The sequence below is a fragment of the Pseudazoarcus pumilus genome (assembly GCF_002872475.1).
GTDB classification, from domain to species: Bacteria; Pseudomonadota; Gammaproteobacteria; order Burkholderiales; family Rhodocyclaceae; genus Pseudazoarcus; species Pseudazoarcus pumilus.
The window spans coordinates 3,158,500-3,171,011 of record NZ_CP025682.1 but is presented as its reverse complement, the minus strand read 5'-3'; the positions used below and the strand labels follow the sequence as shown (position 1 = coordinate 3,171,011).

The 12,512-nt window shown below is 69.1% G+C and carries 12 protein-coding genes; 8 read left to right on the top strand and 4 right to left on the bottom strand.

All coding sequences use genetic code 11. The annotated features are described in order from the left end of the window. Positions 1-5: 5 nt before the first annotated feature. Positions 6-1,094, bottom strand: a complete 1,089-nt coding sequence (gene dprA, locus C0099_RS15565) for a DNA-processing protein DprA (protein ID WP_102248275.1) — start codon at positions 1,092-1,094, stop codon at positions 6-8. Beyond that, positions 1,091-2,143: a LysM peptidoglycan-binding domain-containing protein gene (locus tag C0099_RS15560; RefSeq protein ID WP_102248274.1), complete on the bottom strand. Its 1,053-nt coding sequence runs from the start codon at positions 2,141-2,143 to the stop codon at positions 1,091-1,093. The genes dprA and C0099_RS15560 overlap by 4 nt, the downstream gene beginning before the upstream one ends. 164 nt (positions 2,144-2,307) lie before the next feature. Here C0099_RS15560 and def point away from each other — a divergent pair, with 164 nt between their 5' ends. From def to C0099_RS15525, 7 genes are all read left to right on the top strand, one after another. After that, positions 2,308-2,811: a peptide deformylase gene (gene def, locus C0099_RS15555; RefSeq protein WP_102248273.1), complete on the top strand. Its 504-nt coding sequence runs from the start codon at positions 2,308-2,310 to the stop codon at positions 2,809-2,811. Beyond that, entirely contained in the window at positions 2,808-3,758 is a 951-nt protein-coding gene (gene fmt, locus C0099_RS15550; protein WP_102248272.1) for a methionyl-tRNA formyltransferase, read from the top strand. Before def ends, fmt begins: the two co-directional genes overlap by 4 nt. A gap of 60 nt (positions 3,759-3,818) precedes the next feature. Further along, the gene (gene htpX, locus C0099_RS15545) at positions 3,819-4,655 is read left to right on the top strand and encodes a zinc metalloprotease HtpX (protein ID WP_102248271.1); all 837 of its coding nucleotides are present in this window, start codon (positions 3,819-3,821) and stop codon (positions 4,653-4,655) included. A gap of 37 nt (positions 4,656-4,692) precedes the next feature. Further along, the gene (locus C0099_RS15540; RefSeq protein WP_199797635.1) at positions 4,693-6,783 is read left to right on the top strand and encodes a sensor histidine kinase; all 2,091 of its coding nucleotides are present in this window, start codon (positions 4,693-4,695) and stop codon (positions 6,781-6,783) included. A 105-nt stretch (positions 6,784-6,888) separates the two neighbouring features. Beyond that, positions 6,889-8,286, top strand: coding sequence for a sigma-54-dependent transcriptional regulator (locus tag C0099_RS15535; RefSeq protein WP_102248270.1), 1,398 nt, complete (start codon positions 6,889-6,891; stop codon positions 8,284-8,286). Between the two features lie 16 nt (positions 8,287-8,302). Continuing rightward, on the top strand, positions 8,303-8,824 hold the full coding sequence (gene mobB, locus C0099_RS15530; protein ID WP_102248269.1) for a molybdopterin-guanine dinucleotide biosynthesis protein B: 522 nt from the start codon (positions 8,303-8,305) through the stop codon (positions 8,822-8,824). Positions 8,825-8,859: 35 nt separating this feature from the next. Continuing rightward, entirely contained in the window at positions 8,860-9,561 is a 702-nt protein-coding gene (locus tag C0099_RS15525) for a Rieske (2Fe-2S) protein (RefSeq protein WP_102248268.1), read from the top strand. A gap of 8 nt (positions 9,562-9,569) precedes the next feature. Here C0099_RS15525 and C0099_RS15520 read toward each other — a convergent pair whose 3' ends face one another. Continuing rightward, positions 9,570-10,229, bottom strand: coding sequence for an ankyrin repeat domain-containing protein (locus C0099_RS15520; RefSeq protein ID WP_102248267.1), 660 nt, complete (start codon positions 10,227-10,229; stop codon positions 9,570-9,572). Positions 10,230-10,332: 103 nt separating this feature from the next. Here C0099_RS15520 and apbC point away from each other — a divergent pair, with 103 nt between their 5' ends. Beyond that, positions 10,333-11,424 carry an iron-sulfur cluster carrier protein ApbC gene (apbC, locus tag C0099_RS15515; RefSeq protein ID WP_102248266.1) on the top strand — a complete coding sequence of 364 codons (1,092 nt, stop codon included), beginning with the start codon at positions 10,333-10,335 and terminating at the stop codon, positions 11,422-11,424. A gap of 3 nt (positions 11,425-11,427) precedes the next feature. Here the strand turns inward: apbC and C0099_RS15510 are convergent, their stop codons facing one another. Beyond that, the gene (locus C0099_RS15510) at positions 11,428-12,423 is read right to left on the bottom strand and encodes a sigma-54 interaction domain-containing protein (protein ID WP_164084954.1); all 996 of its coding nucleotides are present in this window, start codon (positions 12,421-12,423) and stop codon (positions 11,428-11,430) included. Positions 12,424-12,512: the final 89 nt, after the last annotated feature.

Genomic DNA, 12,512 nt, shown 5'->3' with positions numbered 1-12,512 from the left:
GAAAATCAGAGACGCTGGTATCGGCCACCGGGAAGACCGGCGATACGGCCGTCGAGTTCCAGCGCAAGCAGGATGGCGTAGAGCGCATCGAGCGTCAAGCCGCTGCGCGCGAGCAAGGTGTCGAGGTCGACCGGGTCATGACCCAGCGCAGCCAGCACTGCAGCGGTTTCCGGCGCATCGTCGGCTGCCGTGGGCGCCTCCAGCGGGGCGGCGATTTTCTTCGCGTTGCCCCAGCGCAACTCGTCGAGGACGTCGTCGGCGGTCTCGACCAGTTTGGCGCCATCGCGGATCAGTCGATGGCAGCCGCGCGACAGCGGCGCGTGGATGGAGCCGGGAATCGCCAGCACCTCGCGCCCGTTCTCGGCGGCCAGCCGGGCGGTGATCAACGAGCCGCTATTGGTGGCCGCCTCGACCACCAGCACGCCGCGCGCAAGACCCGCGATGATGCGGTTGCGGCGCGGGAAGTTGGCGGCGACCGGCGGCGTGCCCAGCGGAAACTCGCCGACGATCACGCCGTGTTCGGCGATGCGGTGGGCGAGCGTGCGATTGCGTGCCGGATAGACGCGGTCCGCGCCGGTGCCGATCACGGCGATGGTCGCGCCGCCGGCCTCGAGCGCGCCGCGATGGGCGGCCGTGTCGATGCCCAGCGCCAGGCCGCTGACGATGGTCAGCCCGGCGCGCGCCAGCGCCTCGGCGAAGGCCTGGGCATTGGCCGCGCCCTGCGCGGTGGCCGAGCGCGCGCCGACGATGGCCAGCGACGGCCTCGCCAGCAGGCTGGCGTCGCCCTTGACGTAGAGCAGCGTTGGCGGATCGGCGATCTCGAGCAGCGACGGCGGGTAGTCGGGGTCGGCGAGCGTGACGATGCGATTGCCCGGCTCGGCCAGCCAGGCGAGCGCGCTCGCCAAGGCCTCTTCGTCCGGGCCGGCGAGCAGCCGCGCTGCGGTTTCGCGGCCGATGATGGGTGTGAGCGTGCCGCGCGAGGCGCCCAGTACCTGCTCGGGCGGTCCCAGCGCGGAGAGCAGCGCGCGCTGGGCGGCGGGACCGACCCCCGGACACAGGGTCAGCCGCAGCCAGACGGCGGCCTCTTCGTTCATGGACGGCGGACGAGGTCTCCCACCGAGACGTGGCCGTCGGTGTCCATGACCATGGCGTAGGCGACGCGCTCGAACACGCGGAACACGAAGAGCACGCCGTAGCGTTTGTCCGGCAGGTCGAAGGTCTCCTTGCGACCGTCACCGTCGTAGCGCACCGTGCCGCGCTCGCGGTGCAGGGCCAGCACGTGGCCGATCTCGAGGCCCTCGCGCTTGCCGATGTTGAGCGTCACGACGTAGTGGCGGCCGGTCTCGGCCACGCCCCGGTAGATGCCGAGGATGCGCCCGTCCAGATCGTGGCTCGGCGTGTGCGGCACGTAGGACAGGTTGCTGGGCTGTTCGGCACGCACCAGCCGGTCGCCCGGGCCGATTTCCTCGACGGCGTTGACGATCTGCAGCGTCGCCGGCACTTCGGGGTGCTCGCCGCTGGCCGGTTTGCCCGGAACGGTCAGGCGGGCCAGCCCGAGGTATTGCGCCTCGTAGGCCAGGGTTTCCTTGGTGACCGGGTCGACCAGCGGGCGTGCCGCGCGCACGATCTGCCAGGTCTCTGCGCCGGCGGTGATGTCCTTAGCGAAGATGGTGTCGCCGTTCCCCATGAAGACGCGCTGGTTCTCGGTCGCGACGATGGTCGCGGCGCCGGCGATGGTCGACTCGTCGAGCACCAGCGGGCGGTTCAGGAAGGGCTCGATGTCCGCCACCGGGATGCTCTGGATGGCGTTCTCCAGCGGCTCGGTGCGCACCTGCGGGGAGAGCTTCTGGTCGGTGATCACGCGCCCGATCGACAGGGTCGGACCGTTGCGGTCGAGGACGATGACCTGTCCCGGGTAGATCAGGTGGGGATTGCTCACCGCTTCGCGGTTCATGCGCCACACCTCGGGCCAGCGCCATGGCTCGTTCAGGAAGCGCTGGGAAATGCCCCACAAGGTGTCGCCGCGCTGCACCGTGTAGGTGTCCGGGGCGTCGGCCGCGAGTACGCCGGAAGACTGCGCGACGGTGGGGCTCGCGAACAGGGTCGCGGCAGCGCACAGAAGAGGGAATATAATGCGGGTCATGGTTCGATTCCGTATTGAGCGGAGCGGACCTTTGGTCGGAACCCGCAGGACGGCTGCAAGTCCAAACCCGCGATCTCGTTCCAGTGCCCGCCACTACGCGGCTGGCATGACGTCCAATCTCCGCGGATTCTGCACGCAAAGACCCTCAACCGGCAAGCATCGATATGGCCCTGTTACCCATTCTCCGATATCCCGACGATCGCCTGCACAAGGTCGCCAAGCCCGTAGAGGTCGTGGACGACAAGATCCGCAAGCTCGTCGCCGACATGGCCGAGACCATGTACGAGGCGCCGGGCATCGGCCTGGCGGCCACGCAGGTCAATGTTCACAAGCGTGTCATCGTCATCGACGTGACCGAGGATCGCTCGGATCTGAAGGTGTTCATCAACCCCGAGATCCTCGAACGATCCGGCGAACAGGTGTGCGAGGAAGGCTGCCTGTCCGTGCCCGGCATCTACGAGCGCGTCGTGCGCGCGGCCGAGATCCGGGTCGCGGCCCTGAACGAGCACGGCGAGCGTTTCGAGCTCGAGGCCGACGGTTTGCTCGCGGTGTGCATCCAGCACGAGATCGATCACCTCGACGGCAAGGTCTTCGTCGAATATCTGTCGCAACTCAAACTCAACCGGATCAAGAGCAAGCTCGCCAAGCGCGCGCGGATCACCGCGTGAGCGCGGCCGCGTTGCGCGTTGCCTTCGCCGGCACGCCCGAGTTTGCCGCGGTGGCCCTGCGCGCGCTGCTCGCCGCCGGTTTCGACGTGCCGCTGGTGCTGACCCAGCCCGATCGCCCCTCCGGGCGCGGCATGAAGCTCACGCCCAGCCCGGTCAAGCGTGTCGCGGCTGACGCCGGCATCGCGGTCGACCAACCCGAGAAGCTGCGCACGCCCGAACAGCGCGCGGCGCTCGCCGCCTGCGCGCCCGACGTGCTGGTGGTCGCCGCCTACGGCATCCTGCTGCCGCCCGAGGCGCTGGCCATTCCCCGTCTGGGCTGCGTCAACATCCATGCATCGCTGCTGCCGCGCTGGCGTGGCGCCGCCCCCATCCATCGCGCCATCGAGGCCGGCGACGCCGAAACCGGCATCACCATCATGCAGATGGACGAGGGGCTGGATACCGGCCCGATGTTGCTTGCCCGCTCGCTCGACATCGCGCCCGACGACACCACCGTGAGCCTGCACGACCGGCTCGCTGCGCTCGGCGGTGAGCTCATCGTCGAGGCCCTGCCGAGGCTTGCCGCGGGGCAACTCGACGCGGTCGCGCAACCGGTCGACGGCGTGAGCTACGCGGCCAAGATCGCGCGCGCCGAATCGGCTGTGGACTGGACCCAGCCCGCCGACGTGATCGCGCGCCGCGTGCGTGCCTTCGATCCGTTTCCGGGCATGGTGTCGCGTTTGCGCGATACGCCGGTCAAGTTCTGGCGCGCGCGCGTCGCCGCCGAGGCGGGCGCGCCAGGTGAGGTGATTGCGGCTGGGCCGGAGGGCGTGGTCGTCGGCTGTGGTGCCGGTGCCCTTTGCGTGACCGAACTGCAGCGTCCGGGCAGTCGGCGCATGCACGTCGAAGAGTTTCTGCGTGGTTTCCCGATCGCGCGCGGTGAGCGTTTCGTGCACGCTGACGCTTGAAAGCGGGTCGCGCGCGCCCCATCTGGGTGTCCTTATCCCGACACGCTCAAGGAAATCCGAATGTACGGAAACTGGATCAAGACCTCGATGCTGATGGCCGGCATCGTCGCGCTCTTCGGCACCGTCGGCGCGCTCATCGGCGGGCGCGACGGCATGCTGCTGGCGCTCGTCTTCGGCGGCGCGACCAACCTGTGGGCCTACTGGTTCTCGGACAAGATGGTGCTGCGCATGTACCGGGCGCGCGAGGTCGACGAGACCACTTCGCCCTATCTGTACAACATGGTGCGCGAGCTCGCGCAACGCGCCGATCTGCCCATGCCCAAGGTGTACCTGATCGACGAGGCCCAGCCCAACGCCTTCGCCACCGGCCGCAACCCGGACAACGCCGCGGTGGCGGCGACCACCGGCATCGTGCAACTGCTCTCCGAGCGCGAGCTGCGCGGCGTGATGGCGCACGAGCTGTCGCACGTCAAGAATCGCGACATCCTGATCTCGACGATGTCTGCCACGGTGGCCGGTGCGATCACCGTGCTCGCGCAGTTCGGCATGTTCTTCGGCGGACGCGGCGAGGATCGCCCGCATCCGGTGCTGGCGATCCTGGTCATGCTGCTCGCGCCGATCGCGGCGATGATCATCCAGATGGCGATTTCGCGCACCCGCGAATTCGGCGCCGACCGCGGCGGTGCCGAGATCTCGGGCGATCCGCTGGCGCTCGCCGCGGCGCTGGCGAAGATCGAGTCCTACGCGCGCGGCACGCCGCTGGCCACTGCCGAGCGCCATCCCGAGACCGCACAGATGATGATCATGAACCCGCTCGCAGGGGGAATGCGCGGCCTGTTCTCGACGCACCCGGACACGCGTGAACGGATCGCCCGGCTGCAGGCGATGGCGCGCTGAACCGATGGACGCGCGTCGTCCGCGGAGCGGCTGAGGCGTGGCGCGGGCCGTGGGTGTCGCCGCCTGGATCGCACGCTTTCGCGCGTCGGTGCGTCTCAAGCTGCTGGCGCTGGTGCTCGCACCACTGGCCATCGGCGTGCCGCTGCTGCTGGGGCTGGTGTGGACCTGGGGCAACGAGGCCTACGATCGGCTGCTCAACTACAAGGTGGGCTCCGACATGGTCACCGCGCACGAATACTTCGACCGCGTGCGCGAGGGCGTCGGCGCCGACGTGGTCGCGATCGCCGGCTCCCACCGGCTGGTGACCAGCCTTGAGGCTGCCGACGAACCCGGATTCATCTCGCTGTTGTCGCTGCTCTCGCGCGAACATGGGCTCGATTACCTGATGTTGCTCGATCTCGACGGTCACCCGCTGTCGAGTTCGCTCGCCGACCAGCCGCCCGCCGCCTCGCGCCTGCACTGGCCGGTGGTCGCGGCGGCTGCCAGCGGCGCGGCCCACAACACCATCGAGCTGTTCTCGCCCGCGCAACTGGGCGAACTCGACCCGGTGTTGCGCCTGCGCGCCTGGCTGCCGCTGGTGCCCACGCGCGCGGCCGCTCCCGACCCGCGCATGGCCGAGGATCGCGGCATGATGATTCACGCCGCTGCGCCGGTGTACGACGCGGGCGGCGAGCTGGTCGCGGTGCTCGAAGGGGCGACCCTGCTCAACGGCAACCTCGGCCTGGTCGACCGCATCAACGAGATCGTCTATCGCGACGGCACGCTGCCGCTGGGCAGCAAGGGCACGGCGACGCTGTTCCTGGGGGATGCGCGCATCGCCACCAACGTGCGTCTGTTCGAGGGCGAGCGTGCGCTCGGTACGCGCGTGTCGCAGGCGGTGCGCGACTATGTACTGGGCGAAGGCGGCACCTGGCTGGGCACGGCCTTCGTCGTCAACGACGATTACGTGTCCGGCTACGAGCCGGTGGTCAACGGCCACGGCAAGCGCATCGGCATGCTCTACGTGGGCTTTCTCGAACGCCCGCTGCGCAGCGCGATGGTCTCTGCGATGCTCGTGCTGTGCGCGATCTTCGTGGTTCTGAGCATCATCGGCACCTTGCTCAGCCTGCGCTGGGCGCGCAACGTGTTCGGCCCGATCGAGCGCATGAACCGCGTGATCGGCCGCGTCGAGGAAGGCGAGGCCGGCGCGCGCGTTGGCGCGGTGGCGAGCCGCGACGAACTGGGCCGGCTGGCGGTGGAATTCGACCATCTGCTCGACACGCTGCAGGCCAAGCGCGAGGAGCTGCAACGCTGGGCCGATGAACTCGACCGCAAGGTGGCCGAGCGCACTGCCGAACTGGAGGAGGCCAACGAGACGCTGCGCCGCGCCCAGCAGCAACTGGTGATGAGCGAGAAGCTCGCCGCCATCGGCGAACTCACGGCCGGCGTCGCGCACGAGGTCAACAACCCGGTGGCCGTGATCCAGGGCAATCTCGATGTGATGAAGTCCGTGCTGGGCCCCGCCGCCGAGCCGGTGCAGCGCGAGATCGGGCTGATCCACGCCCAGATCGACCGCATCCGCCTGATCGTCACCAAGTTGCTGCAGTTCGCCCGCCCCGGCGATTTCGCCGGCTACACCGAGGCCGTCGACATCGCCCCGGTGGTGCATGACTGCCTGGTGCTGACCGCGCACAACCTGGACCGCAACGACGTCGAGGTGGTCACGCACCTGGAGGCGACGGCGCCGGTCGAGATCAACCGTGGCGAACTCCAGCAGGTGTTGATCAATCTGATCGTCAACGCCGCGCAGGCCATGCCCGATGGCGGCACGCTGACCCTCGCGGCGCACGACTGGAGTGACGCCGACGGCACGCCGGCGGGTGTGGAGCTGGTGGTGCGCGACACCGGTGTGGGGATCGCGTCCGAGGATCTGGCGGCGATCTTCGACCCGTTCTTCACCACCAAGAAGGACAGCGGAACCGGACTGGGCCTGTCGGTGACCTACACCATCGTGGAGCGCTACGGCGGTCGCATCACGGTGGCCAGTCAGCCCGGCGAAGGCACGGAGTTCCACCTGCGGCTGCGCCGTCAGGCGGAGTTCCAGGGCGGGCCGGAGGCGCCCGGATTCATGCGTCGCTGGAAGGGCTGAGGGCTGGCGCGCTCGGGTATCATGCAGCGGGCGCAGGCGCGGGTCGTACGCACGGCCGGCGCGTGAGCGGCGAAGCGCCGTGACGGCAAGCGGAGGAGAGAGCGAATGCAGCAAGCAGGTGACATCGCGCAGGGCGCGTCCGGCCCGGCGCCGGACGATCTCGCCTGGCCGCGTCACTCCATCCTGATCGTCGACGACGAGGAAGGCATGCGCAGCTTCCTCGAGCGTGCGCTGGCGCCGCGCTGCGCCCACGTCGAATCGGCGGTGGATGTGGAAACCGCGCGCGCGCGCATGGAGCGTCGCCACTTCGACCTGCTGATCCTCGACATTGCCCTGCCGGGCAAGTCGGGCATCGAGTGGCTGCGCGAACTGCGTGAAGCGGGCGTTGGCGTCGACGTGATCCTGATCACCGCCTTCGCCGACCTGGAGAGCGCCATCGACGCGCTGCGTGGCGGTGCCTCGGACTTCATCCTCAAGCCCTTCCGTATCGACCAGATCCTGAACGCGATCAAGAACTGCTTCCAGCGCGCCCGCCTGGCGCGCGAGAATTACGTGCTGCGGCGCGAACTGTCCGAGCGCGACGACGCCAGCGGCGACGGCCTGGTGGGCGAATCGGAGGCGATGCGTTCGCTGCGCGAGATCCTCCATCGCGTCGCCGCGACCCCCAGCACGGTGCTGCTGCAGGGGGAGTCGGGCACCGGCAAGGAAGTCGTGGCGCGCGCGCTGCACCGCCTGTCGGATCGCGCCGCGCGCGCCTTCGTACCGGTCAATTGCGCGGCGATCCCGTCGGAACTGATCGAGAGCGAGCTCTTCGGCCACGTCAAAGGGGCGTTTACCGGCGCCGCGGCGAGTCGCAACGGCCTGTTCTACTACGCCAACGGCGGCACGCTGTTCCTCGACGAGATCAGCGAGTTGCCGCTGTCGATGCAAAGCCGGCTGCTGCGCGTGCTCGAGGAGCGCCGCTTGCGCCCGGTCGGCTCCGAGCGCGAACTGCCGGTCGATGTGCGCATCATCGCCGCGTCCAACCGCGATCTGCTGCAGGCAGTGCGCGACGGCGTGTTCCGCGAGGACCTGTACTTCCGCCTGGCGGTGGTCGATCTGGCGGTGCCGCCGTTGCGCGAGCGCGCCGACGACGTGCCGGCGCTGGTCGCGCATTTCGTCGCGCAACTGGCCGGGCGGCTGGGCGTGCAGCCGCTGGCCGTGCCGTCCGAGGTGATGGGCGCGCTGTGCGCCTATCATTGGCCGGGGAACGTGCGCGAGCTGCGCAATTTCGTCGAGCGTTCGCTGATCCTGGGCGGTTTTTCCACCGCGTCGCTGGTCGCGCAGCCCAGGGCCGCACGCACGGCCGACCCCGAACTGTCGCTCGAGGAAGTCGAGCGGCGTCACATCCTCGGCGCGCTCGAGGCCTGTGGCGGCAACAAGACCGAAGCGGCACGCCGGCTGGGCGTGTCGCGCAAGACGCTGGAGAGGAAATGCGCCGAATGGGACCAGGAAACAGCATGAACGCGGGAGCGAGCGCATGAAGGTGATCGGATTCGCCGGTTGGTCCGGCAGCGGCAAGACCACGCTCATCGAACGGGTCATCGAGGTGCTCGCCGGGCGCGGACTCGCGGTTTCGCTGATCAAGCACGCCCACCACAAGTTCGACGTCGACCAGCCGGGCAAGGACTCCTACCGCCATCGTCATGCCGGCGCGCGCGAGGTGCTGATCAGCTCCGGCAACCGCTGGGCGCTCATCCACGAGTTGCGCGGCGCCCCGGAAATGCCGCTGGACGCCTTGCTGGGCAAGCTCTCCGACTGCGACATCGCGCTCGTCGAGGGCTTCAAGCGAGCGCCCATCGACAAGATCGAGATCTACCGGGCCGGTGCCAGCGAATCGATGCTGTTTCCGCATGACGCGCACATCGTCGCCGTCGCGACCGATGTCGCCGATCTCGATACCGGCGGGCGGGCGCGGCTGGACGTGAACGACCCGGTCGAAGTCGCCGATTTCGTCATGGCGCATTGCCTGGGGCGCGCGCCGCTGGATCAGGCCGGCTGAGCGCGTTTTGCCGGATTTGCGAGAGGGAGAAGCGCATGGATCGACGTTCCTTCGTACGCAACTGCACCCTGGCCGCCGGCCTGTTCGCCAGCGGCGTGGCGGTGCCCGCCCGCGCCGTGCCGCGCCGCTACGCCCGCGTGCGTCTGCTCGACGCGACTGGCGAACCGCTGCGCGCGTCGAGCCTGGAGCCGCGCGCGCAGTACGTGTTCGCCTATCCGTTCGCGGCCACGCCGTGCTTCCTGTTCGATCTGGGTCGGGCGGTGCCGGGACGCAACGGCCTCGAGACCGAGGCCGGTGAGCACTACGACTGGCCCGGCGGGGTCGGGCCCGGACGTTCGCTGGTGGCGTACTCGGCGATCTGCGCGCACAAGATGGCGCATCCGACGCCGACCATCAGCTACATCTCGTTCCGGTCGGCGCGCAACGAGTACGAGCCACCCGAAGGGGTGATCAGCTGTTGCGCCGAGAACAGCCGCTACGATCCTGCCGGCGGCGCGCGCGTGATCGACGGGCCCGCGGGTCAGCCGCTGGCCGCGATCCTGCTCGAACACGATGTGGCCAGCGACGGCCTTTTCGCGGTCGGCACGCTCGGCGGGGAACTGTTCAGGCGATTCTTCGACGAGTTCGAGGCGCGATTGTCGCTGGAGTATCCCAACGGTGACGCGCGCGAACCGCTGGCGGGCGAGACGGTGGTGCGTCGCCTCGAGGATTTCAGCGACAACGTGGTTTCATGCTGAGGCGCGAATCAACGGCGGGCGCGTTCGAGCAGTTCCACCAGATCGGCGTGGTTGCCGCGGCGGGCGAGCGTGATCGCATCGGTGCCCGAGGCGTCCTGCTGCTGCGGGTCCAGGCCCAGATCCAGCAGGGTCGACACCATCTCGCGGTCGGCGCGCTCGGTCGCGTGCATCAGCAGCGTCCAGCCATAGACGTCGCGTGTGCTCGGGTCGGCGCCCAGCCGGGTGAGCAGGCGTACCGCCTCGACGTGACCCTTGGCGGTGGCCAGCAGCAGCGGCGTCCAGCCATGGCGCACGCGATGGTTGGGGTCGGCGCCGGCCTCGACGAGGCTGCGGATGGCTTCGGTGCGTCCGGCGACGGCGGCATACATCAGGGCCGTGCCGCCCTTGGCGTTGCCGCGGTCGACGACGGCGCCGTAGTCGACCAACATGCGGATGACGTCTGTCTGACCGGTCTCGGCCGCCCACATCAGCGCCGTCTTGCCCCGGTATTCGCCCGCCGCACTGGCCACCTCGGGCGACACGCCCTGGTCGAGCAGGATCGCCACGCGCGCGGGCTGGCGGTCGATGATGGCGTTGAGCAGCGCCTCGGACGAGGAGGCGCGGGCGCCCAGCGCCAGCATCGCCAGTGCGGCGGCGAGCAGGATGGAACGAAGCGACAGGGCGACCATGGTCTTCTCCGGAAGAACAGCGAACCCTTATTTGGTATCAGAGGTGCCCGCCGCGCGCAAGCACGATGCTGCGCGCACGGTGCCCGCAACACGGGAGCAGGACATGTCGGAATTGAGCCGTGAGGCTGTCGAGGCGGCGCTTGCGAAAGTTGTCGAGCCGCATCTGGGGCGCGATCTGGTGTCGGCCGGCTGTGTCGGCGACATCCAGGTCGAGGCCGATCGGGTGCGCGTCGATCTGGTGATGGGTTTTCCGGTGCGCGGCCTCGTCGCCGACCTGGGCAAGCGGGTGCGCGGCGCGCTGGCCGGGCTGCCGGCCTCCAGCATCGAGGTCGGGGTGAGCACGGCGATCATGCCGCGCGAGGCTGATGCGCAAGACCCGGTCTCCCTGCCCGGCGTGCGCAACGTCATCGCCGTGTCCTCCGGCAAGGGCGGGGTGGGCAAGTCCACGACGGCGGTCAATCTGGCGCTGGCGCTGTCCGGCGAGGGTGCGCGCGTGGGCCTGCTCGACGCCGACATCTACGGCCCCAGCCTGCCGCGCATGCTGGGCATCTCGGGCCGGCCGTCGTCGAAGGATGGCAAGCGCTTCCAGCCCATGACGCACTATGGCGTGCAGGCCATGTCGGCCGGCTTCCTGATCGACGAGGAAGAACCCATGGTGTGGCGCGGCGCGATGGCTACCCAGGCGCTCGAACAACTGATGCGCGACACCGAATGGGAGGATCTCGACTACCTCATCGTGGACATGCCGCCGGGCACCGGCGACATCCAGCTCACGCTGGCGCAGCGCGTCAAGGTGGCTGGCGCGGTGATCGTCACGACGCCGCAGGATATCGCGCTGCTCGACGCCAGCCGCGGCTACAAGATGTTCGAGAAGGTCGGCGTGCCGGTGCTGGGCATCATCGAGAACATGGGGATGCACCACTGCAGCGAATGCGGGCACGAGGAGCATGTCTTCGGCGAAGGGGGCGGGCAGCGCATGGCCGAAAAATACGGCCTCGACCTGCTCGGCTCGCTGCCGCTGGACATCCGCATCCGCGAGCAGGCCGACAGTGGCAAGCCCAGCGTGATCGCCGACCCGGACGGCGCCATCGCGCAGGCCTATCGCGAAGTCGCGCGCAACATGGCGGCGCGACTGGCGTTACGCCACGCGGATGCGGCCGGCGCCTTCCCCGAGATTTCGATCAGCGACGACTGAAGCTCAAGCTCCGTCCACGTAATCGCGCAGGCGCCGTTCCAGCGTCTTGCGCGACACGCCCATGCGCCGTGCCGCTTCCGACTTGTTGCCGTTGCACGCGGCCAGCACGCGCTGCATGTGGCGGCGCTTGACCTCGATCAGCGGCAGGTCGGCCGGATAGCCGCTGGCGCCGAGCGCCTGCAACGCCTGCGGATCGATCTTCTCGATGCGCAAACAGGCATCGGGCGGCTTCCCAAGCAGGGTGGCGCGCTCGACCAGATTGCGCAGTTCGCGCACGTTGCCCGGCCAGGCGTGCTGCTCGAGGCGGCGCAAACCGGTGCGTGTGGGTGCGACGGCGGGCAGGCCGAACACCGCCGAGAACTGGCGCGCGAAGAAGTCCACCAGCGGCGCGACGTCCTCCGGGCGTTCGCGCAACGGCGGCATGCGCAGCGCGAGCACGTTGAGCCGGTAGTACAGGTCCTCGCGGAAGCTGCCGGCGTCGACCATGCGTCCCAGGTCGCGGTTGGTGGCCGCGACGATGCGCACATCCACGGCGATCTCGTCGTCGGCGCCGACCGGGCGCACCCGCAGGGTCTCGAGCACGCGCAGCAGCTTGGCCTGCAGAAAGGCCGGCAGTTCGCCGATCTCGTCGAGGAACAGGGTGCCGCCATCTGCATGCAGGAAAAGCCCCTCGCGTTCCTGTGCCGCCCCGGTAAAGGCCCCCTGGGCGTGTCCGAACAGCTCGCTGTCGAGCAGTTCGGGTGACATCGACCCGCAGTTGATCGCGACCAGGCGTCCGGAGCGACCGCTGTGGTGATGCAGGCTGGCCGCCGCCACCTCCTTGCCGGTGCCTGATTCACCCTCGATCAGTACCGTGGTGCGCGACGGCGCCACGCGTCGCAGCAGCTCGGCGATCTCGCGCATGCGCGCACTCTCGCCGATCACGCCGGTGGCTGCGCCAGTGTTTGGCGGCGGTGCCCCCGTTGGCGAGGCAGGCGTGTCGGGCTGCAGGATCACCATCGCGTTTCCATTCTTGCGTGTCAGATGCCGATTCGGGACATTTTGACCCGGTTCCAGAAGGAATTGGGTCAGATTTTCCACGCATGGCA

Bases quoted from the DNA above. Each gene is read 5' to 3' on its own strand.
- C0099_RS15510 (WP_164084954.1), bottom strand. From the start codon at position 12,423: ATGGTGATCCTGCAGCCCGACACGCCTGCCTCGCCAACGGGGGCACCG.
- C0099_RS15560 (WP_102248274.1), bottom strand. From the start codon at position 2,143: ATGACCCGCATTATATTCCCTCTTCTGTGCGCTGCCGCGACCCTGTTC.
- C0099_RS15525 (WP_102248268.1), top strand. From the start codon at position 8,860: ATGGATCGACGTTCCTTCGTACGCAACTGCACCCTGGCCGCCGGCCTG.
- C0099_RS15520 (WP_102248267.1), bottom strand. From the start codon at position 10,229: ATGGTCGCCCTGTCGCTTCGTTCCATCCTGCTCGCCGCCGCACTGGCG.
- C0099_RS15535 (WP_102248270.1), top strand. From the start codon at position 6,889: ATGCAGCAAGCAGGTGACATCGCGCAGGGCGCGTCCGGCCCGGCGCCG.
- dprA (WP_102248275.1), bottom strand. From the start codon at position 1,094: ATGAACGAAGAGGCCGCCGTCTGGCTGCGGCTGACCCTGTGTCCGGGG.
- mobB (WP_102248269.1), top strand. From the start codon at position 8,303: ATGAAGGTGATCGGATTCGCCGGTTGGTCCGGCAGCGGCAAGACCACG.
- def (WP_102248273.1), top strand. From the start codon at position 2,308: ATGGCCCTGTTACCCATTCTCCGATATCCCGACGATCGCCTGCACAAG.
- htpX (WP_102248271.1), top strand. From the start codon at position 3,819: ATGTACGGAAACTGGATCAAGACCTCGATGCTGATGGCCGGCATCGTC.
- apbC (WP_102248266.1), top strand. From the start codon at position 10,333: ATGTCGGAATTGAGCCGTGAGGCTGTCGAGGCGGCGCTTGCGAAAGTT.